Source organism: Vibrio sp. Isolate30 (genome assembly GCF_022397975.1).
In the GTDB taxonomy this organism is placed as follows: domain Bacteria; phylum Pseudomonadota; class Gammaproteobacteria; order Enterobacterales; family Vibrionaceae; genus Vibrio; species Vibrio fortis.
Window position 1 is genome coordinate 1 of record NZ_JAKEUS010000006.1, and the last position, 21,881, is coordinate 21,881.

Sequence of the window (21,881 nt, forward strand, 5' to 3'; positions counted from 1 at the left end):
AAATTATCGATTGGTCACTCAGTTCATTGAAATCATTTTGATACCGAAGTATCTGTTTGCCTTTGCTTATAAAAGCGAAAACAAACTTAGTGATATTCATCAACGAGTGCCCACACAGATTGATAGGTTTAAATTGTTAAAGAGCTTTTCTTCGTTGTGACTTACATCACTTCGGAAGAGGCGGCCATTCTAGCGACTTAATTCTCAGTGTCAAACACTTTTTGAAAATTAATTTCTACTTTCTAAAAGTAGAAGCGAAATATCGCTTTAAGCTAGTTGCCGAACTAACATTCTTCGCTGAAGCCTTGTGGCGTCTGCCGTGTCAGTGAGGCGGCATTATAGAGATGCTCCTCACATTGGCAAGCTTTAATTGAAAATAAATAGAGAAATAAGTGTTAAGCGAGCAAATATCGCCCAAAGCCTTATTTGTACAAAAATATACGCATTTTTATACAAAATACCCACAAGCACCTGTGGATAAATCAGCTAGTGCTATCAAAAAAGTAAGTAATCCTAGCCCTTGGGTTTAAGTATTCTTGCACCTGCTGTGGCAACTTACTTGGATGAACTGCGCTCTCAATCTTTATCCCCTTACTTGCTAGGTCGATGATCGGGGCTTGAGTGCTAGGCACGCTCGGGTCATAGATCAAAACATTTGGGTAAAGGATATGTTCCGCATTCACTGAGATAACAATGCCAATAGATTCATTGGACAACTGAACCACCGTTCCTGGCGGATACACTCCCATAAGCTTCACCAAGTGATTCAAATTTTCATGACTATAAAGATGTTTGCAGCTCTTATATAGATGAGACAGTGCTAGATAAGGGATTTTCTGCTCAGCAGCCACTCTATTATGACATAGGGAATCAAAAGCATTCGCGACCGCAACCACTTTGGCAAACTCATCTATTTCATGTTCTTTCAGGCCTTCTGGATACCCTGAGCCATCATTCATTTCATGATGCTGAGCAATAACTTTATGAACACTCTCAGGCATTCCCTCTATCGCACCTACTATATCTACACCATATTTAGTATGTAGCTTGAGGTAATTCGCTTCTGGGACTGTTAATGGTGTCTGCTTGCGAAGAATAGCCACCGGAATTTTCACTTTTCCGATGTCATGGAAAAGAGCACCCAATGCCAACTCTTTTAGTTGATCGCTATCGTAACCTTTCGCTTTACCGATCAATAGAGCAATAACCGAAACATTGAGTGAATGAAAATAGAGATCTTCAAACTCACCTTGGCCCGTCATTAAATGCAGTGAGACATTATCATCACTTAAAAACTTGTCGACGATGTCATCAACTAAAGACTTCACTTCTTCTGCTGCGTCTAAAGGACGGTTTCTTATCTTAGTCATGATGGCGCGCATGCGTGCAAGAGAGCGTTCAAACTCTTTTTCACAATGACTAACTTTTCGGCGGTATGAGCTCAGCGTTTCGATTCGCTCACGTTTATGCTTCCACATAGCCTCTGTTTCTAATGAAACATCTGACGCTTCATCTAGAGGTTCTAACGCTGCTTGCTCAACGGGTAGAGGTGCTGTATCGCTTTGACTAGGGTTTATATAGACGTGCTTGATACCGAGATGACGGATAACTCGAACTTGTTCTTCATCTTTGATTTTAAAGCTATTAAATAAAAATGGGTGTTCATTCCACTTAACCGGTAATCGTATATGTAGGCCCGGTTGAATACGGTCCACTGTAATTTTTATGCTGCCCATTTTATATATAACTTTGATTATAAAACTCTATTTATAATTCTAATCAAATGAGGCAGCAATTTCATTATGCAACTTTGCGCATCAGTTCATTGAGTCGCAATGTATCATCCAGCGCATACCAAACTTATCTTCGACTTTACCAAAGCGAGCTCCCCAGAATGTATCAGCCAGGGGCATCATCACTCTTCCACCCTGTTCTAACCTTTCGAATATTTGCTCTTGCGTTGCTATATCTTCTGTAACCAATGATAAAGCGAGATTGTTGCCTTGAAGCTCTTTTGCGTGAACACCATCTGACATCATAAGTTTCATACCAAAGGCTTCAAATTCAGCGTGCATAACCCAATCAGGCTCTGCCCCTTCAACCACTTGTGGTGCGTCTTTAAAATGTTGTTTAGAAAGAATGACGCCACCAAAACATTTTCTATAAAACTCTAAAGCTTCGTCGCAACGTCCATCAAAAAAAAGGTAAGGGGTCAGTTTCAGCATAGATATCTCCTTGTTGTCTATATAAAACATAGACAACAGAAGATAAATTGAAAGGTAATCTTATGATTTATTTGAGATAAAATTTCTATAGCTTAAAACACTAGTCAAATGGAAACAGTGACGTTTGATTACGCCCTGATTGTTTCGACTGGTAAAGTGCTTTGTCTGCAGATTCCAGCCACTCCAAATGACTCGCGATACAAGATGATAATTCACATACTCCTAAGCTAATCGTAAAATTAATAGGGCCTGAGGAGGTATCAACGCCGTACTCTTCCACTCTTTTACGTAACCGTTCAGCAAAGTAATGCGCTTGATCTGCTGTTGTTCCAGGTAACAATACCGTGAACTCTTCACCTCCGTAACGACCACAGAGATCAGAGTTCCTTGCTGTTTTCTTAAGTAGGCGAGCAGTTTGTCGGATGACTTCGTCACCAGCTCCATGACCATAGGTATCATTCACTTTCTTGAAATGGTCAATATCAAAGATCACTAACGTCGATGGCTGGGTTAATAGCTTTGCACTTTCGTATTCTTTAGATAAGCACGATTCCCAATACGCTCGATTGAATAACCCCGTTAATCCATCTGTGCGGCTCATCGTCGAGAGTCGTTCATTTGAATCACGCAATTGCAGTTTACTGCTCGCGACATCCGACACATCTTGCACCATCACGCACACATGTGAAACGCGCCCATTTAACGATGTTAAAGGTGTCATCACTAAATTCTGGTACATGTTGATACGTTGATGTGACAACGGTGAATAGTTCTTAAAGTCGAAGATATGAGGTCTATCTTCCCAATTTGAAAAGATCCGGCTTTTAAGTTCACTACAAGCGGCAATTTGAGCTTTAAGCCACTCTTCAGGAAGATTGGGGACGACATCAAATAGATTTTGATGCAGGATTTTATCGCCATTGATGCCACTGTAGCTCTGCATAAAGCTATTCCACAGGCATACATTATGCTCTATATCTAACACCACTAGCCCAACATCAATGGTATCCATGACTTGTAAAGCCCAGTGCAATTCATCCATTTCGAAGGTGATTTGGCTCATTACAACACCTCCATCAAACGGTATAGAGTCTCAACTGACTCACCATCTAGAAGCAATAACACTTCACACTCGAAATCCAGATTTTCAGCAAGGTAGGTGAATTCTACAGTAAATGCGCTTTGCTCTACATGGTGGATGGATAAGAACTCATCTTGCTCATTTTTCGCCACTGTCACGGGTTGACGCAGCGAAAAATCAACGACTAACTGACTGGCTAGAGAGTTCAAGTAGGTAGAAACCAACAAGTTGGCAATATTAAGTATCATCTCATTATGGTTCGACTCAGTAGTCGGAAAACCTAGAGCATGCCCTAATCCACCTATATCTTGTCCTCTCATGCAGACTAAGGACTCGCCATGAATACCATTACCCACAAACCGCTGAGTCACGGCGTGTACTGAGTCTCTGTGCAAGGCATCAGCAATGATCATGTTCAACTCACTCGCTTCAACGATCCCTACATTCGGCACAGGTAGATCAATAAACTTACCAATACGGTCAGAAATCACCGCTGCGCCTCGCCCAAGAGCAATATTGGTGATCTCTCTAAATTTACTGATCGGATCGATATCGGGCTCTTGTTGAACAAAGTGCTGAGGTTGAACAGCGGAGGGATTTTTAAAAACGTAGCTTTGTATAAGGTGAGCGACTTCGTCTTGATTAAACGGCTTAGCAATAAACGCAGATGCGCCAAGCTCCATGCATCGTCTTTTGGCCTCTTGCTGAACATCACCAGAGATCACTACTACATCAGTGCTTATTGCGTAGTCTTGCAAATATTGAAGCACTTCGTAGCCATCCATCTCAGGCATAGTGAGATCGAGAAACATCAAGTCGATCTTGTTTTCAATAACTGTCGCAATTGCTTCACGCCCATTCGAACACAAAAAGGTTACAATGCCTAAAGCTGCAGGAGATATACAACGCTGAAGAGACTTTCTTGCTAGAGAGGAGTCGTCACAAATGACTATGTTCATACCAATACTCGATTTACGCGTAACATTGAGAGCCTTCAGCTGTACAAGACTCGCGATTAAATCTAACTGTTGTTCAAGACAATGCTAAAGTCGAATTCAAAAGTTGTTGTTTAAACAAACACTAAGACCTCGAGTATTATTTAAAACAATTATGACAGCACCATTATGATACAAAGGTGGAATGATACCAGTTTCACCCTCCCCCTTCTAAAGCGGACCTCTTAGTTTTCCCTCTTATTAATTACAAAACTATCACTAATAAGTAAGATCTTGCTTCCATTTATCAAATGAGGCAAAAATCCACTGAGTCGCTCTTTCTTGCAACAGAATTCAAGCTCAGCGGAATTCCACTTTTCATTTTATGCTCAGCTTAAAAAGCATATTTTTGTTTGATGGGTTCACAAACTAATTGGTATCTCGCATTGGCGGCTTCCACTCCAGCAAATTCAACCATTGCTTCTGAATACCCCATAGCGGTACCAAACTCTTCCATGATATACGGGTCTTCTTTGACGCTCTTTGTTCGCCCCTTTGATAGTTCAACAATGAACTTGGCATAATCTTGATTCTTATCTAACCCTGCAGCCCAGCCAAAACAATGCGCTGCATCTTGCTTAGGAAATTCATTGAAATCTTCTCCCTTCACCTCTGCCATAGCTGTACCTGCGACCAATGCTGTAAGTAATGAAATTCCGGTAATTAATGTTCTCATTCTGTTCGCCTCAATATTTGAATATGAAGCTATAGTAGCGCCCAAGATGTGAATTAAATCTGAACACATTTGTCATGTTTATACTTTTGGGAATTTAAAATTCACAAACACCCAAAACGACGAAAGGCCGCTATAAAGCGACCTTTCTATATATGGTACCGGTTAGGCGGACTGATTGGACAGGCATTCCTGCCGCTACCGCGAAGGCAACGTTTTCGAGACTCCAGATACAACAAAGCCTCAACTTTCGTTGAGGTTCTGTCTTTAAATATGGTACCGGTAGGCGACTTGGCTGGGCTTGCATCCAAGCCGACACGCTGGATTTCAAATTCACAAACACCCAAAACGACGAAAGGCCGCTATAAAAGCGACCTTTCTATATATGGTACCGGTTAGGTGGACTGATTGGACAGGCATTCCTGCCGCTACCGCGAAGGCAACGTTTTCTAGACTCCAGATACAACAAAGCCCCAACTTTCGTTGAGGCTCTGTCATTTAAATATGGTACCGGTAGGCGACTTGGCTGGGCTTGCATCCAAGCCGACACGCTGGATTTCAAATTCACAAACGCCCAAAACGACGAAAGGCCGCTATAAAAGCGACCTTTCTATATATGGTACCGGTAGGCGGACTTGAACCGCCACGCCCGAAGGCAACGGATTTTGAATCCGTCGTGTATACCAATTTCACCATACCGGCATTATCTGGGGGCTATTGCCCTTTCGATGCTTGGCATTATACGTATGCTTATGAATGTCGCAAGTATAAAAACTTGAAATTCCGTGTGTTTGCCGATAATTTCGCCACTAAGTTATAAGCTGTGCGCAATGTCTCTTTCCACTTTTGGGCTTAGCCTATATTCTGACGCCAAATTTTTAAAAGAAGTATAGTCATGACCTCTACTAACACACTGCCACCAGCGGGCATGTTTCGCCGCTTAGGTGCTCTATTCTATGATGCGCTGATTGTCCTTGCTATTGAGATGATGGCCGGAGGCGTCGTTGTTGCTCTGCTCCACGCTCTTATGGCAACGGGACTGTTTAGCCATGCGGGTTATGCCGATGTGAGCGACTTCCTAACCAATCACCCAATTTGGAGCCCAGCTTACACTTTCTACCTTATCGTAGTGTGGTGCTACTTCTTTGTATTCTTCTGGACTCGCGCAGGACAAACTCTTGGAATGCGAGCTTGGAAGTTGCGTGTACAAAACAGTGACGGTTCTGCGATTAGCGTGACTCAAGCACTTATTCGATTAGGCACTTCTGGCTTTGGTTTGGCGAACTTATGTGTTCCGTTTGATCCTAAAAAACGTGGCTTCCATGATATCTGGGCGAAAACACAAGTTGTAGTATTGCCAAAGGCACAGTAGCAATTACACAAACTCATTTCAGAGACAAAAAAGGGAAGGCACTCGCCTTCCCTTTTTTCATCTATAACTTTCGCCTTAGTAGCATCACAGCAATACCAAAGAATACGATGCTTGGCGCCACCGCTCCAAACACAGGAGGTATCTGATAAACCAAGCTGACGGGTCCAAAGAACTCACTGGATATATAGAAGGTAAAGCCCGCAATTACACCCGACAAAATTCTCGCACCCATGGTTACACTTCGTAGTGGTCCAAAGATAAACGAGAGTGCCATCAACATCATAACGGCAATAGATAAAGGCTGTGTTACCTTACGCCAGAAAGCGAGCTCATAACGAGACGCATCTTGTTCAGAAGCTTGTAAATAAGAGACATAATCATATAAGCCACTTAACGAAAGCTCTTCTGGCTTCACAGTAACAATCGCCAGTTTGTCGGGAGCAAGTGAGGTTTGCCAAGAATAACTCGGTAAGCTCTCTTTGGTGATTTGAACATCGTCCTCGAATGATGTGATCTGCACATCTGACATCGTCCACGTATTGTTACCGTCGTAATCAACCTGCTCAGCGAAGATAGTCGACTGTAGCTGTTTGTCTTGGTCAAAGCGCCACATGTTCATACCATACAACCTTTCATCATCTACCTTGGCGATAAAGATAAAATCGTTGGCATCTCGAGCCCATACACCACTGCGTGTCGAGACAATACTACCACCTGAGATAGAGATAGCTCTTAAGTCACGAGCCATTTTCTGCGCTTGTGGTGCTCCCCATTGACCAAGCAAGGTTACGATGATCATCAGCGGTACTGCTGTTTTAAGTACCGATAAACCGATATCTAACTTAGAAAAGCCTGCAGCTTGCATAACCACCAGCTCAGAACTCGCTGCTAGCATGCCTAAACCTATCAACGCTCCTAACAGCGCCGCCATAGGGAAGAACATTTCGATATCACGAGGGATACTTAAAAGAACAAAGTATAAAGCCTGAAGTAAATCGTATGTACCGCGCCCTACTTTTCTTAACTGCTCTACGTATTTGATGATTCCAGAGAGACCAACAAACGTGACAAGCACCAAAGCAGTGGTAGAGATAATGGTTCTGCCAATATATAAATCGAGAATCTTAAACACGGCTTAGGCCAACCTTTTCTTCTTGAATTTTTCTTTCATGCGCCTTACTGGCACGCTATCCATAAAGTTTGCAGAGACCGCTACAATCAACAATAAGGCGTTGATTGGCCACATACCAATCGTGGCGGGGATACTGCCCTCTTCTATTGATGACTTAGTCGCACTGATCGCTAAGAAGTACGTTAGGTAGATCAGAATCGCAGGCCCCATTTTGGCGAAGCGACCTTGTCTTGGGTTAACTGCAGACAACGGCACAACCAACATGGTGAGTAGTGGAATACAGATCACCAAGGAGATACGCCACTGTAGCTCTGCCTTAGCATTATTATCTGGATGATTAATAAGTTCCAAAGTTGGGATCGCTTCCCAATCACGGCCTTTCTTCTTCACATCTCGCTGACCAATCAGACCTTCGTACTCATCAAAGTGCGTCATCATATAATCAACACGAGTTGGAACGCCCTCATAGCGAGTACCGTCATACATCGCGATCACTTGTCGTCCGTCACTCAACTCTTTTACATCTCCTGACGACGAGAACATCACACTTGGTAAGATTGAATCGCGAGGCGTGAGCTGTGCAACGAAGACATTTTCAAGTTTATTGCCTTTTATGTCATCGATAAAGACAACCGAAGAACCGTCAGGTGTACTTTCAAATTTACCTTTAGGTAATAAGTCGACACTATTTTCAGCGGCCACTTGCTCATACAACTGTTCAACCTTGTCTTGCGACCATGGTGATAACCAAAGCGAGTTAAAAGCTGCAACACTGGCGGTAATCAAAGCTAAATAAAGAGCCGCCTGAATCAAAAATTTATTACCAATACCGGTGGCATTCATCACCACGATTTCACTTTCAGCATACAAACGGCCAAACGTCAGCAAAATACCGATATAAATACTCAGCGGTAACATCAATAGTCCCATCGCTGGCATGTTCAGGCCAACAATCGATAAAATGAGACTTGCGGGAATATCACCGTCCGAGGCGTCAGCCAAAACACTGATAAATTTTTGGCTAAGAAATACAAGAAAAAGGACAAAAAAGATCGCAAATTGGCTCTTGATTGTCTCGCGGATCAAATATCTAACAATAATCACGCTGAAATTACCTATACAAAACTTGTTTTTTTGATTGAATCACTATAATTTCCCGTTGAACCTTTTATTTTTTAAATTTTTAGCTAAGTGTTAGCGCTCTTCTATAAGGTTAGTTCCATTGTAGGATCCAACAAGTAAGATCGCATTATCTAACATTTAGTTCTATTTGTCTTCAGGATGTAGGAGTACGCATGGAGTTCAGTGTAAAAAGTGGCAGTCCAGAGAAACAACGCAGCGCATGTATCGTTGTCGGTGTATTCGAACCACGCCGCCTTTCTCCTGTAGCCGAACAGCTAGATAAGATTAGCGATGGCTACATCAGTTCACTACTTCGCCGTGGTGACCTAGAAGGTAAACCAGGCCAGATGCTGCTACTGCATCAAGTACCAGGTGTACTTTCAGAACGAGTTCTATTAGTAGGCTGTGGTAAAGAGCGTGAACTTGGTGAGCGCCAATACAAAGAAATTATCCAAAAGACCATCAGCACGCTTAACGAAACCGGCTCTATGGAAGCCGTATGTTTCCTTACTGAGCTGCACGTTAAAGGTCGTGACACTTACTGGAAAGTTCGACAAGCAGTTGAAGCGACTAAAGATGGCCTTTACACGTTCGATCAGTTCAAGAGCAATAAGCCAGAAACTCGCCGCCCACTGCGTAAGCTAGTATTCAACGTACCAACGCGTCGTGAGCTAAGCCTAGGTGAGAAAGCGATCTCTCACGGTCTAGCAATTGCTTCTGGTGTAAAAGCATCGAAAGACCTTGGCAACATGCCACCAAACATTGCTAACCCTGCTTACCTTGCATCTCAAGCTCGTCGCCTTGCTGACGACTTCGACACCGTGACAACTAAAATCATTGGTGAAGAAGAGATGGAAAAACTGGGCATGACTTCTTACCTAGCGGTAGGTCGTGGCTCCAAAAACGAATCTATGATGTCTATCATGGAGTACAAAGGCGCACCAGATTCTGATGCAAAACCAATTGTACTTATCGGTAAAGGCCTAACGTTTGATTCAGGCGGTATCTCACTTAAACCTGGTGAAGGTATGGATGAGATGAAGTACGACATGTGTGGTGCTGCATCTGTATTCGGTACAATGAAAGCACTGGCTAAATTGAACCTGCCAATCAACGTTGTTGGTATCCTTGCTGGCTGTGAAAACATGCCGGGCAGCAATGCTTACCGTCCAGGTGACATCCTAACAACCATGTCTGGTCAAACTGTTGAGGTATTAAATACCGACGCGGAAGGCCGTTTGGTTCTTTGTGATGCACTAACTTACGTTGAGCGTTTCGAACCAGATTGTGTGGTTGACGTTGCAACGCTAACAGGCGCATGTGTTATCGCTCTAGGTCACCACATCAGTGGCGTTCTATCGAACCACAACCCACTTTCTCACGAACTAGTTAACGCTTCTGAGCAAGCAAGTGACCGTGCATGGCGTCTACCAATGGCAGACGAGTACCATGAGCAACTAAACAGCCCGTTTGCTGACATGGCAAACATTGGTGGCCGTCCAGGTGGCACAATCACTGCAGGTTGTTTCTTGTCTAAGTTCACTAAGAAATACAACTGGGCACACATCGATATCGCAGGTACTGCGTGGAAGTCTGGTGCAGCGAAAGGCTCTACTGGTCGTCCAGTCTCAATGCTAGTCCAATTCTTATTGAACCGCAGCGGCCATGAGACTGAAGAGTAATCTTCAAAATAATAAAAAGGGCCTACGGGCCCTTTTTTAGTAATGATGGGAAATTTATTCCTCGCTTTTATCGAGTTTGGATAGCGTTATGCAGACAGCCACTTTTTACATCGTGTCGCCAGACAGTCCTCAAGCAGAACCACAAGGTTTTGCCGAGTACGTGCTGTTTCTCGCTCAGCACTTTGCTAAGCAAGGCGCAAAACTCTATCTAAATTGTAACGACAAAGCGCACGCCGAGAGCCTTGCAGAGATCTTCTGGCAAGTCGAACCCGAGCAGTTTATGGCGCACAACTTGGTTGGTGAAGGTCCAAAGTATGCCACCAATATTGAAATCGGTTACGAGGGCGTGAAGCCTAATTGGAACCGTCAATTGGTAATAAATGTGGCCGATAATCATACAACCTTTGCGAACGCCTTTGCTCAGGTGATAGACTTCGTGCCTTGCGAAGAAAAAGCGAAGCAACTCGCGCGCGAAAGGTATAAAATTTACCGTCAAGCTGGGTATCAATTACAAACGATTGAGATTCAGCATCCATAGTCAAACCTCATAGTTAAAGCTATCTTTGAATTAAGGTTCAAGAAGCTTCACTTATGAAGTTTGACCAAGATTAACCATTCACAGTATCCGTAAAAGAGCACTATGGAAAAGACATATAACCCAACATCAATCGAACAAGCCCTGTATCAGGCTTGGGAAGAGAAAGGCTACTTCAAGCCACACGGTGACACATCAAAAGAAGCTTACAGCATCATGATTCCGCCACCGAACGTCACTGGTAGCCTACACATGGGTCACGCGTTCCAAGACACTATCATGGATACTCTGATCCGTGCTGAGCGTATGAAGGGTAAAAACACCCTTTGGCAAGTGGGTACTGACCACGCTGGTATCGCAACTCAAATGGTTGTTGAGCGCAAGATTGCTGCAGAAGAAGGCAAAACTAAGCACGACTACGGCCGTGACGCTTTCATCGACAAGATCTGGGAATGGAAAAACGAATCTGGCGGCACCATCACTAAGCAGCTTCGTCGCCTTGGCGCATCTGTAGACTGGGACCGTGAGCGTTTCACAATGGATGATGGCCTATCAAACGCGGTTCAAGAAGTGTTTGTTCGTCTATACGAAGAAGACCTAATCTACCGTGGCAAACGTCTAGTTAACTGGGATCCAAAACTGCACACTGCAATTTCTGATCTTGAAGTTGAAAACAAAGACAAAAAAGGTCACATGTGGCACTTCCGCTACCCGTTAGCGAACGGCGTGAAGACAGCTGAAGGTAAAGACTACATTGTTGTTGCGACCACTCGTCCTGAGACAATGCTTGGTGATACTGGTGTTGCTGTAAACCCAGAAGATCCACGTTACAAAGATCTTATCGGTAAAGAGATCCTACTTCCTATCGTTAACCGTCTGATCCCTATCGTTGGCGATGAGCACGCAGATATGGAAAAAGGCACAGGTTGTGTGAAGATCACCCCTGCGCACGACTTTAACGACTACGAAGTTGGTAAGCGCAACAACCTACCAATGATCAACATCCTAACCTTCAACGCAGACATTCGTGATGCGGCTGAAGTCTTCACAACTAACGGTGAAGCGAGCGATGTTTACTCAACAGAGCTACCTGCTAAGTACCACGGCATGGAGCGTTTTGCTGCACGTAAAGCTATCGTTGCTGAATTTGAAGAGCTTGGTCTACTAGATGAAATCAAAGATCACGATCTAACCGTACCTTACGGTGACCGTGGTGGCGTAGTTATCGAGCCAATGCTAACTGACCAATGGTACGTACGCGCTGCACCTCTTGCTGAGCCTGCTGTTAAAGCGGTTGAAGACGGTGAAATCCAGTTCGTACCTAAGCAATACGAAAACATGTACTTCTCTTGGATGCGTGACATTCAAGACTGGTGTATCTCTCGTCAACTTTGGTGGGGTCACCGCATCCCAGCATGGTACGACAACGACGGCAATGTATACGTAGGCCGTACTGAAGAAGAAGTACGTGCAAACAACAACCTTGCACCTGTAGTCGTTCTTCGCCAAGACGACGATGTACTAGATACATGGTTCTCTTCTGCACTATGGACATTCGGTACTCAAGGCTGGCCTGAGCAAACTGAAGACCTGAAGACATTCCACCCTTCAGACGTTCTAGTAACGGGCTTCGATATCATCTTCTTCTGGGTTGCGCGTATGATCATGATGACCATGCACTTCAACAAAGACGAAAATGGTAAAGCACAAGTACCATTCAAGACAGTTTACGTTACCGGCCTAATCCGTGACGAAAACGGCGACAAGATGTCTAAGTCTAAGGGTAACGTACTTGACCCTATCGACATGATCGATGGTATCGACCTTGAGTCTCTAGTAGAGAAGCGTTGTGGCAACATGATGCAGCCTCAACTAGCGAAGAAGATCGAGAAGAACACTCGTAAGACTTTCGAAAACGGTATCGAACCATACGGTACTGACGCACTGCGTTTCACTCTTGCTGCTATGGCTTCTACTGGCCGTGACATCAACTGGGACATGAAGCGTCTTGAAGGTTACCGTAACTTCTGTAACAAGCTATGGAACGCAAGCCGTTACGTACTGATGAATACAGAAGAGCACGATTGTGGCATGTCACTATCTGCTGAAGACCGTGCAAACATGGAATTCTCTCTAGCAGATAAGTGGATTGAATCTCAGTTTGAACTAGCAGCGAAAGAGTTTAACGCTCATCTAGACAACTACCGTCTAGACATGGCAGCAAACACGCTTTACGAATTCATCTGGAACCAATTCTGTGACTGGTACCTAGAGCTAACTAAACCAGTTCTATGGAAAGGTACAGAAGCTCAGCAACAAGCGACTCGCTACATGCTGATCACTGTTCTAGAGAAGACACTACGTCTTGCTCATCCAGTGCTTCCTTACATCACTGAATCTATCTGGCAAAGCGTTAAGCCGCTAGTAGACGGTGTTGAAGGCGACACTATCATGACTCAAGCGCTTCCTCAGTTTAACGAAGAGAACTTCGACGCTGAGATCGTAGAAGACATCGAATGGGTTAAGACTTTCATCACGGCTATCCGTAACCTACGTGCAGAGTACGACATTGCACCTAGCAAAGGTCTAGAAGTGATGATCAAAGTTGCTAACGAGAAAGACGCGGCGCGTATCGAAGCAAACAAGGTGGTTCTGAACTCTCTTGCTAAGCTAGATAGCCTAACTGTTCTTGCTCAAGATGCTGAAACGCCAGCATGTGCGACTAAGCTAGTGGGTCAATCTGAGCTGATGATCCCAATGGCGGGTCTGATCGACAAAGATGCAGAGCTTGCTCGTCTTGATAAAGAAGTGAAGAAAACGCACGGCGAAATCAAGCGTATCGAAGGCAAGCTAGGTAACGAAGGCTTCGTTGCTAAAGCACCTGAAGCGGTTATCGCGAAAGAGCGTGAGAAGCTAGTTGGCTACCAAGAAACACTAGCTAAGCTTGAAGAGCAGAAAGCGACTATCGCAGCACTGTAATTGGTTAATTAACTAACCAATTCAAGCATATAAAAAGGGCAGATGATTCTGCCCTTTTTTGATCCTGTCGTTTCTCTAATGACTACTTTTCAATGAATCAATACGTTCGGAGAGTTCTGGGTGAGAGCTCAACCACGCTGGTATTTCAGCCTCATGTTCAGAGCTCTCTTGTAACAATTCAAACATCTCAATCATTGGTTGATTGGTGCCATGTATCTGCCACATCGAATCCGAGGCAAACCTATCTGCTTCTCGTTCTACATGTTGCGATTGACCGTTGTTAGCAACGAAAACACCGATTCCTGCTAAGTTATCGATAACGCCAGAACTCTCTCCTGTCAGTATCGCGACAGAGAGTGAAAGCAAACTAGAACGCACAATCGTTTTCATGATATGCTGTTGTTCAATGTGCCCCAACTCATGCATCAAGATACTATCCAGCTGCTGCTGAGTTTTCGTTAGCTGAACCAAGTCATCAAGTACGATGATGGTATTGTGGCTCAACGCAAAAGCATTTGCCCCGAGTTCAGAAGAGCGAAACAACAAACGAACGTCCCCATCAATACCCAGCTCTCTCAAATGCCCTTCAAAGCGCTGACGAATCGCAGCTTGCCGCGACAGTGTTAACTCCGATGGTTCAAACAACTGCTCATCGAAAGAGACTAAGACCCGCTCCTCTACTATTTTTGAGACAGAATCTGGAAGGTAAACAACCACTTTATCTGTCAGCCAAGGAATACCATGAGTAAAGGTTCCAATGGTCAAAGCCAGTATTGCGATACAGCAAATTAAGATCGCTGAGACATTCTTTTCAAGCTTGCCCATCCAGTCATGTTGGCCATGCTGTTTAAGAAATGCCGTGAGTTCATCAGATGGTTGCGCCACAAACAACCAACCGTCAGGAAATGTAAATTTACTTGGCGTCGAACCCACACCGGCATTGAATTTCACATCAGCAATGTTAGCTGAACTACGCTGATCGCTGGCATTAATAACCAACATCCCATCGAGCGAAATATCGAGAGTGGCCTCACAGCGTTTTGAGCTGCGAGGCGGATGAGCGACACCGTTCAACATTAACCAATACCAAGGTCGACATCAAAGGCTTGCACAACCTCATCTGAAACGGCTGACTTAACGTTAGAGTCTTGATCGCTTGCAACCAACGAGTCTAAATCACCGTAAACAAAGGTATTATCAGCGAGGTAATGTGTTGTTCGAACCATAACCCAAGGTCGAGCTAAACCAATTGTTACCACCTGAAGTAAGAAGTTCGTTACCACTAAACTGACATAACCTTTAACCGTTAGCGTTGAGGAGAAGCTAAATTGCGACGCTTCCTCAGCATCCTTCCCTTCAAGAACCAACTGCGAGAAAGTGTAGTTACGCACTTTTACTTTAAGGTAAGCGCCAATTGCGAGACCGATAGCAATAAAGGCTAAGTAGTATCCGATCATAAAGGTCACCAAATCGCTGTGTCCCATGAGATCAACAAAAGACTCAGGGTTGCTAACGAGGTTCACTCCCGCAATTGCAACAAAGCTCACCACGACGAGAGCCATTAATACCATCCAAATCAGCGTCGCAATCAAATAGGTTTTAAAATAGAACGAGTTAGTGTAATTAGCTTTAAACTGGCGCTCTCCGTAACGATATCCATTAGCGAAATAGTTTGCGATACCCACTAGTGACCAAGCCTGGAGATAGACATAGGCCGGCAGTAACACCAACATCGCAACAACTCCCGCAATCACATTGAGCTGCATTGCAAACACAACCGCACCCATCGCAGCGACGAAGCCTAAGGTTGCAAGTGTACCACGCCCTAAAATCGCCCAATACGCTCCCGCGAGCGTGCCATGAAACGAGAAATGCACATTGCGGAAACTGGTCATCGCAGAATCAAAGCGCGCATTGCTGCGTGACAATAGAGGTAATAGCAGTACAAACGCCACGATTAAGCCTAAAGATAGCAGAGGTGAGATTTGTTCAGACACAGACCAAATCACCACACAAACGACTGCGATAATTCGCCCCTTTAAGATCTGCATAGGTGTTCCGTGATACTCAAAGCTATCGCCTGCAATTGACGTGTGACCATAGAAATAGCGCTTATTGCGCACTTTCGCCCACGCTGAATAAATCCCAAGCGTAATTACCGATAGCAGGATATTCACAATCCATATGCCAAAGTACTCTTTGCCTTTCCCACTAAAGTGAACTTTAGTCTCCAACTCTTTGGTTTCCATTTTTTACTCCATCTGACGTTTATCATTAATCCATGTACATCTAAGTGCACATTGGGAGAATGCACGCTATAGAAACACGCCGTGCTAATCAATCAGCTGGGTTGATAAATCAAAGGAAGTTATCATAATTTTTATAAATAATTACAAACAGTTAGATGATTTTAATTGATGCATTTATCAGTATTTCTATCGTGACTTTTTTGCGGAGTCTTCCCTGTTTGTTTCTTTGATAGCTTTTACCTATCAAAACAATATTAACTTCCCATTAGATTTAATGATAATTATTCTCAATAATAAACCTATCGAAACACATCAACGATTGAGTAATTATCATGAAAAAGACACTAACCTTTGCAGCACTTCATTTTACTATCGCGTTTAGTGTCGCTTACATTCTGACTGGCGACATTCTAATTGGTAGTTTAATTGCCATGATTGAACCTTCAGTAAATACCGTCGCCTTCTATTTTCATGAAAAGGCGTGGGCTCAGGTCCCTGCGCTAAAAGCTCGTCAATGGATGACTAAATTGAAGACTGCCAGCTTCGCTACCATTCACTTCAGCGTCGCATTTACCGTGGTTTACTTATTAACAGGTGATGCCTTTGTGGGCGGCGTAATGGCCATGTTAGAGCCAACATTGAACACAGTCGCTTACTACTTCCATGAGAAAGTTTGGCTGAAACAAACAAGTAGCCAGACAAGACAACCTCAGTTTTGTTTGCATCAACACGCTTAGTCGCAATATATTGAGTCACTTATCAGTGGCCCATTTTTATAGGCAAAGTATGGAAATTATTGCTGGCTTTAACCTCAGACCAATTCAACCACAAGACAACCCAAGCATTGCTGAGGTGATTCGCCAAGTCTCCGCAGAACACGGCCTCACCGAAGACAAAGGTTATGGGGTTGCTGACCCAACTTTGGATGATATGTACTCTGTCTATTCTCAAGATAATGCGATGTATTGGGTAATCGAGTATCAAGGAAAGGTGGTTGGTGGCGGTGGTTTTGCACCATTAGCCGGTAAGCCGGAGGTGTGTGAGCTACAAAAGATGTATTTCTTAGAGCAGACGCGCGGTCACGGGCTGGCCAAACGTATTGTTGCGCTAAGTCTTAAGCTCGCTGAGCAACAGGGCTATAAGCAGATGTACTTAGAAACGACTGCGTGTTTAGGTGCTGCAATCAAGCTCTATGAGTCGTTGGGTTTTGAACACCTAGACAGTGCTTGGGGAGAGACAGGCCACGACGCATGCGAAGTGGTCATGGCCAAAGCGCTTTAATATAGTGGAATAATAGCGATATTCTCTAATGATATTAGCGCAGAAAGTTGCTCACACATGAAGCTGGGTTAAGGGCAACAAAAGAGCTCTCTTTCTGTCCATCAAGCTCAATCTCTAATTCATACAAATGTTTAGGATTGGGCTTGTTAATGTCAAACACCAGCGGAGCTTCAACCTGGAAAATCACGCCAGTATGCTCGGCGCGTACATCAATCGGCATCACGAGCGTCATCCCATTGAACTTAATTGATGCTGACACCAGTCCCGATTTGAGTGTCTGATAAATCACATCGACTTTGAATTCACAACCACCACCGTGGTGCCAGATCTGCTCAGTCACTACCTGCTCTAGCTTTATATGGCGAACAAACTGTAAGTATGGTGCCTGCCAAACTCCCATACGTGAATCAGACTTAGCTACGAGTGTTGTCGGCGTTGCCTCTTCCATATCTTCTTCAAGTAGCAGCCCCTCTTCTTCCTCAAGGAACAAGATCTCAAAGCGATTACGACCCGCTTGCATGTATGGACGGATATCTTTGCGGTACTCTTCTTGGCTACCATCACAATCGAAGACGGCCACACCATTAAGACGAACCTCAGCAAAATAGTCGACGCCCGCCATAACCAACTCTACGAAAGGGCACGCTAACATTGCATCATCGACTTCAATGTCGTGCATCAAATGCCACTCTTGAGCTGCAACCTCTTCTTCACTTAGCGAGTCTGGGAGTTTTGCGCTCAGCGGTGCAGGAAACGTAATATCATCTTGGGGTATAGAGAGGTCAGTTAATGGCGATATTTGCCAAAGACCATCAAGTTGCAGCCGCATATCATTCCTTGAGCTAGATCAATTTTGACCGCATTATAATGAATACACGCACATAAAGACATTGGTTTTTATACGGACAAAAAAATACCAGCAACAATGTGCTGGTATCTTTCAATTCAGTAGCGAAGTTACTCTTCGTCTTCATCATCTTGTGGGTAGATAGCATCTTCACCTTCGTAGTAAGTGCCCCAACCGTCATAGATGATGTCAAATTTCTCAGCCAGATTAACCAGCTTCTCAACTTGCTCGTCAATCGCTTCTGCATTAAGAGCCGACTGCATAGTCGCATCACAGCAAAGTAGCTTGTTGCCGTCTTCGTCTTCTGTCTCTTCTGCTTCTAATACTTCAAAGCCCATCTTGAATGCTTCAACAACCGCTTTCTCAAGTACATCGAAATCTTCAGCAAATAGGTGGTGCTCAATTTCGTAAAGTGCATCAGGATCGCTACCGTCTTCGATCAATGCTGCAATGATATCGCGAGTCTCTTCCTTTTGAATCTCAATTAATTCTTCTACTGATAGATATTCATCTTCGTGAGACATGTTTCTGCTCCAGAGTGTTGACTATGAAAGGATCAAATTTGATTGCCACGAAATATGGCATGGATCGCGCAGAAAAGCCACCTAGATCATCGGGCAACAGCAAACTTTATCCCTTCGTAAAGCCACTCAAACAGAGCCAAAAGTAAAATCGCAATCACAGAAACAAATATTCAACATATTATTAACCAAAAGCACTTTTAGCATTTCATTTCAACGAATGTTCTGGTTGTGTTTGATTGGAAATGCCTGATTAATCACTGTGAATGCATACATACAATTTGTGTGACTTGCATAAGATCTCGCTCTATTCAATTAAAGTGCATATTAGTGAATAAAAAATCACTTTACCGCTGTTTTTAATTTCTATTTCCCAGATGAATAGCAGCATAGAAACGCAGAAATCGATGATTTGGTTCCAACCCATCAAAACAGTCAGAAAATAACAAATATGGCTCAATGGCAAAACTTTTATCCAAATTTACTCAAATAACCTGTTTTTTCTATCTTTCGCTAGGCTTGCATAATGCGATCAAGCTTGTCATAAATAGACGCTGGATTAAAAGTAAGGATGCAAAATGAGTAAGCTGTACGTTGGCTCCGAAGTCGGTCAATTAAGACGAGTTCTATTAAATCGACCAGAAAGAGCACTCACCCACCTCACCCCTTCAAACTGTCACGAACTTCTTTTTGATGATGTGCTAGCAGTAGAAGCAGCGGGTGAAGAGCACGATGCCTTCGCATCAACACTTCGCAACCAAGGCGTTGAAGTGCTATTGCTACACGACCTATTGGTCGAAACATTGGATGTTTCTGAAGCTCGTGAGTGGCTACTCAATACCCAAATTTCAGATTTTCGCTACGGCCCAACCTTTGCGCGCGATCTAAGAAACTACTTAGCGCAAATGGATAACGAACACCTCGCAACAATTTTGCTTGGCGGTTTGGCTTATTCAGAGCTACCTATCGCTTCATCGTCAATGCTGCCAAAGATGCACCGTCCATTGGACTTTGTGATTGAGCCGTTACCAAACCACCTATTTACCCGTGACACCTCTTGCTGGGTATATGGTGGGGTGTCGCTCAACCCAATGATGAAGCCTGCACGTCAGCGTGAAACTAACCACCTACGTGCTATCTACCGCTGGCACCCGGTATTTGCGGGGCAAGATTTCATTAAATACTTTGGCGATGAAGACCTACACTACGACAACGCTAACATTGAAGGCGGTGACGTATTGGTTATTGGTAAAGGCGCGGTTCTTATCGGTATCTCTGAACGAACCAAGCCACAGGGTGTAGAGAACCTTGCCGCTAGCCTATTCAAGTCAGGCCAAGCAAAAGAGGTTATCGCTATCGACCTGCCTAAGCACCGTTCATGTATGCACTTAGATACGGTGATGACACACATGGATATTGATACCTTCTCTGTATACCCAGAGATCGTACGCAAGGATCTTGATACATGGCGTCTAACACCGAAAGAGAACGGTGAGATGCGTGTTGAGAAAGCGGATAACTACTTGTCAGCGATCGAGGGTGCACTAGGTTTAGATCAGCTTAAGATCATCACAACTGGTGGGGACAACTACGAAGCAGAGCGTGAACAGTGGAACGACGCGAACAACGTTCTTACTGTAAAACCAGGCACGGTGATTGGCTACGAGCGTAATGTCTACACCAATGAGAAGTACGACAAGGCAGGCATCGAGGTTCTCACCATTCCAGGTAATGAATTAGGCCGTGGACGTGGTGGTGCTCGTTGTATGAGTTGTCCAATCGAGCGTGACGGCATCTAATTTCAACTTCCTCCCTTCCCTTCTCAAAGGTCGGCTCTAACATGCCGACCTTTTTTATCAAATTAACAAAATAAATATTCACAAATATAGCATTTTTATGTTTAACTAAAGCCTTCATTGATTCTATTTGCTCAAGGAGCGAGATATGGCTTTTAATCTTCGCAATCGTAACTTTCTAAAATTGCTCGACTTTACTCCAAAAGAGATTCAATTCTTACTGGATCTGTCAGCAGATCTAAAGAAAGCTAAGTATGCAGGTACTGAACAGAAAAAACTGGTCGGTAAAAATATCGCACTGATCTTTGAAAAAGCCTCTACTCGTACTCGATGTGCCTTTGAAGTTGCCGCGTTTGATCAAGGTGCTCAAGTCTCTTACATCGGGCCATCTGGCTCACAGATCGGTCAAAAAGAATCAATGAAAGACACCGCTCGCGTACTGGGTCGTATGTACGACGGTATTGAGTATCGTGGTTTTGGTCAGAGCATTGTTGAAGACTTAGGAGCCTATGCAGGTGTTCCTGTCTGGAATGGCCTTACCGATGAGTTCCATCCAACTCAGATCTTGGCCGATTTCCTGACCATGCTAGAACATGGCCGTGGTAAACAACTTCACCAAATCAGCTTTGCCTACCTAGGCGATGCACGTAACAACATGGGTAACTCGCTGTTAGTTGGCGCGGCAAAAATGGGCATGGACATTCGTCTCGTGGCTCCGAAAGCGTTCTGGCCTGAAGAGCAGTTGGTTGAAGAGTGCCAGACCATCGCACAAGCAACAGGCGCGAAAATCACGTTAACAGAAGACGTAGCTGAAGGCGTGAAAGGCTGTGACTATTTATACACAGATGTGTGGGTCTCTATGGGTGAATCCCCTGAAGCTTGGGATGAACGTGTCGCAGTAATGAAGCCGTACCAAGTAAATATGGATGTGATCAAGCTTACTGGAAACCCACAAGTGAAGTTCATGCACTGCTTACCTGCGTTCCACAACAATGAAACCGTAATTGGCCAGCAAGTTGCTGACAAGTATGGCATGAATGGATTGGAAGTGACCGATGAAGTCTTTGAGTCCGATTACTCAATTGTCTTCGATGAAGCAGAGAACCGTATGCACACCATCAAAGCAGTCATGGTTGCAACACTCGGATAGGCCATCAATGTCATAACAATAAAAGGTTGATGTAATCGCTTGCGCTCACAAATTGAAAGCGTATAATTCTCGGCAATTTGTCTGAGAGTAGTGAAAATGACACCTATCAATATTATGACATCGTTGAATATTGCGCGTAAGCTGGCTAGCTTACAAGGTCGTCTATTCTGCTCAGAAACCTCTTTTTAAAGCCTCCCATTATGGGGGGCTTTTTTATGGTCATTACATTATTGTGGGGAAG

General features: G+C 44.0%; 19 protein-coding genes and 1 tRNA gene. 8 read left to right on the forward strand and 12 right to left on the reverse strand.

What is annotated here, in order from left to right; translation table 11 throughout:
• Nucleotides 1–482 precede the first annotated feature (482 nt).
• From L1D60_RS14750 to L1D60_RS14775, 6 genes are all read right to left on the reverse strand, one after another.
• Complete coding sequence (locus L1D60_RS14750) at nt 483–1,736, reverse strand: HD-GYP domain-containing protein (protein WP_239841766.1); 1,254 nt, start codon at nt 1,734–1,736, stop codon at nt 483–485.
• An 81-nt stretch (nt 1,737–1,817) separates the two neighbouring features.
• Entirely contained in the window at nt 1,818–2,225 is a 408-nt protein-coding gene (locus L1D60_RS14755; RefSeq protein ID WP_239841768.1) for a VOC family protein, read from the reverse strand.
• Between the two features lie 100 nt (nt 2,226–2,325).
• Nucleotides 2,326–3,288 carry a diguanylate cyclase gene (locus tag L1D60_RS14760; RefSeq protein ID WP_239841770.1) on the reverse strand — a complete coding sequence of 321 codons (963 nt, stop codon included), beginning with the start codon at nt 3,286–3,288 and terminating at the stop codon, nt 2,326–2,328.
• Nucleotides 3,288–4,265: a response regulator gene (locus L1D60_RS14765; protein WP_239841772.1), complete on the reverse strand. Its 978-nt coding sequence runs from the start codon at nt 4,263–4,265 to the stop codon at nt 3,288–3,290. The genes L1D60_RS14760 and L1D60_RS14765 overlap by 1 nt, the downstream gene beginning before the upstream one ends.
• Before the next feature lie 370 nt (nt 4,266–4,635).
• Nucleotides 4,636–4,977 carry a hypothetical protein gene (locus tag L1D60_RS14770; protein ID WP_239841773.1) on the reverse strand — a complete coding sequence of 114 codons (342 nt, stop codon included), beginning with the start codon at nt 4,975–4,977 and terminating at the stop codon, nt 4,636–4,638.
• 614 nt (nt 4,978–5,591) lie between these two features.
• Nucleotides 5,592–5,676 (reverse strand) — tRNA-Leu (locus L1D60_RS14775).
• Between the two features lie 193 nt (nt 5,677–5,869).
• Here L1D60_RS14775 and L1D60_RS14780 point away from each other — a divergent pair.
• Nucleotides 5,870–6,346 (forward strand): RDD family protein, encoded by a 477-nt coding sequence (locus L1D60_RS14780; protein WP_239841774.1) that lies wholly within the window; start codon nt 5,870–5,872, stop codon nt 6,344–6,346.
• A gap of 61 nt (nt 6,347–6,407) precedes the next feature.
• Here the strand turns inward: L1D60_RS14780 and lptG are convergent, their stop codons facing one another.
• Together lptG and lptF are read right to left on the reverse strand one after the other, a co-directional pair.
• Complete coding sequence (gene lptG, locus L1D60_RS14785) at nt 6,408–7,478, reverse strand: LPS export ABC transporter permease LptG (RefSeq protein ID WP_239841776.1); 1,071 nt, start codon at nt 7,476–7,478, stop codon at nt 6,408–6,410.
• A 3-nt stretch (nt 7,479–7,481) separates the two neighbouring features.
• Nucleotides 7,482–8,582 carry an LPS export ABC transporter permease LptF gene (gene lptF / locus L1D60_RS14790; protein ID WP_239841779.1) on the reverse strand — a complete coding sequence of 367 codons (1,101 nt, stop codon included), beginning with the start codon at nt 8,580–8,582 and terminating at the stop codon, nt 7,482–7,484.
• A gap of 191 nt (nt 8,583–8,773) precedes the next feature.
• Here lptF and pepA point away from each other — a divergent pair, with 191 nt between their 5' ends.
• From pepA to L1D60_RS14805, 3 genes are all read left to right on the forward strand, one after another.
• The gene (gene pepA / locus L1D60_RS14795; RefSeq protein WP_239841780.1) at nt 8,774–10,282 is read left to right on the forward strand and encodes a leucyl aminopeptidase; all 1,509 of its coding nucleotides are present in this window, start codon (nt 8,774–8,776) and stop codon (nt 10,280–10,282) included.
• 88 nt (nt 10,283–10,370) lie between these two features.
• Nucleotides 10,371–10,820, forward strand: a complete 450-nt coding sequence (locus tag L1D60_RS14800; RefSeq protein ID WP_239841781.1) for a DNA polymerase III subunit chi — start codon at nt 10,371–10,373, stop codon at nt 10,818–10,820.
• A 102-nt stretch (nt 10,821–10,922) separates the two neighbouring features.
• On the forward strand, nt 10,923–13,796 hold the full coding sequence (locus L1D60_RS14805; RefSeq protein ID WP_239841787.1) for a valine--tRNA ligase: 2,874 nt from the start codon (nt 10,923–10,925) through the stop codon (nt 13,794–13,796).
• Nucleotides 13,797–13,871: 75 nt separating this feature from the next.
• Here the strand turns inward: L1D60_RS14805 and L1D60_RS14810 are convergent, their stop codons facing one another.
• Together L1D60_RS14810 and L1D60_RS14815 are read right to left on the reverse strand one after the other, a co-directional pair.
• Complete coding sequence (locus L1D60_RS14810) at nt 13,872–14,873, reverse strand: M48 family metallopeptidase (protein WP_239841788.1); 1,002 nt, start codon at nt 14,871–14,873, stop codon at nt 13,872–13,874.
• Nucleotides 14,873–16,045, reverse strand: coding sequence for a YjgN family protein (locus L1D60_RS14815; RefSeq protein ID WP_239841790.1), 1,173 nt, complete (start codon nt 16,043–16,045; stop codon nt 14,873–14,875). Before L1D60_RS14815 ends, L1D60_RS14810 begins: the two co-directional genes overlap by 1 nt.
• A gap of 332 nt (nt 16,046–16,377) precedes the next feature.
• Between L1D60_RS14815 and L1D60_RS14820 the strand changes: the two genes are divergently transcribed.
• Nucleotides 16,378–16,782, forward strand: coding sequence for a DUF2061 domain-containing protein (locus L1D60_RS14820; protein WP_239841792.1), 405 nt, complete (start codon nt 16,378–16,380; stop codon nt 16,780–16,782).
• Nucleotides 16,783–16,831: 49 nt separating this feature from the next.
• A complete protein-coding gene (locus L1D60_RS14825) occupies nt 16,832–17,326 on the forward strand; it encodes a GNAT family N-acetyltransferase (RefSeq protein ID WP_239841793.1) in 495 nt (164 codons plus the stop codon).
• 34 nt (nt 17,327–17,360) lie between these two features.
• Here L1D60_RS14825 and L1D60_RS14830 read toward each other — a convergent pair whose 3' ends face one another.
• Together L1D60_RS14830 and rraB are read right to left on the reverse strand one after the other, a co-directional pair.
• Nucleotides 17,361–18,155, reverse strand: a complete 795-nt coding sequence (locus L1D60_RS14830) for a hypothetical protein (protein WP_239841794.1) — start codon at nt 18,153–18,155, stop codon at nt 17,361–17,363.
• 128 nt (nt 18,156–18,283) lie between these two features.
• Nucleotides 18,284–18,697, reverse strand: a complete 414-nt coding sequence (gene rraB, locus L1D60_RS14835) for a ribonuclease E inhibitor RraB (RefSeq protein ID WP_032553248.1) — start codon at nt 18,695–18,697, stop codon at nt 18,284–18,286.
• A 575-nt stretch (nt 18,698–19,272) separates the two neighbouring features.
• Between rraB and arcA the strand changes: the two genes are divergently transcribed.
• Nucleotides 19,273–20,493: an arginine deiminase gene (arcA, locus tag L1D60_RS14840; protein ID WP_032553249.1), complete on the forward strand. Its 1,221-nt coding sequence runs from the start codon at nt 19,273–19,275 to the stop codon at nt 20,491–20,493.
• 145 nt (nt 20,494–20,638) lie between these two features.
• Nucleotides 20,639–21,640, forward strand: coding sequence for an ornithine carbamoyltransferase (locus L1D60_RS14845; RefSeq protein WP_239841795.1), 1,002 nt, complete (start codon nt 20,639–20,641; stop codon nt 21,638–21,640).
• Nucleotides 21,641–21,881 lie beyond the last annotated feature (241 nt).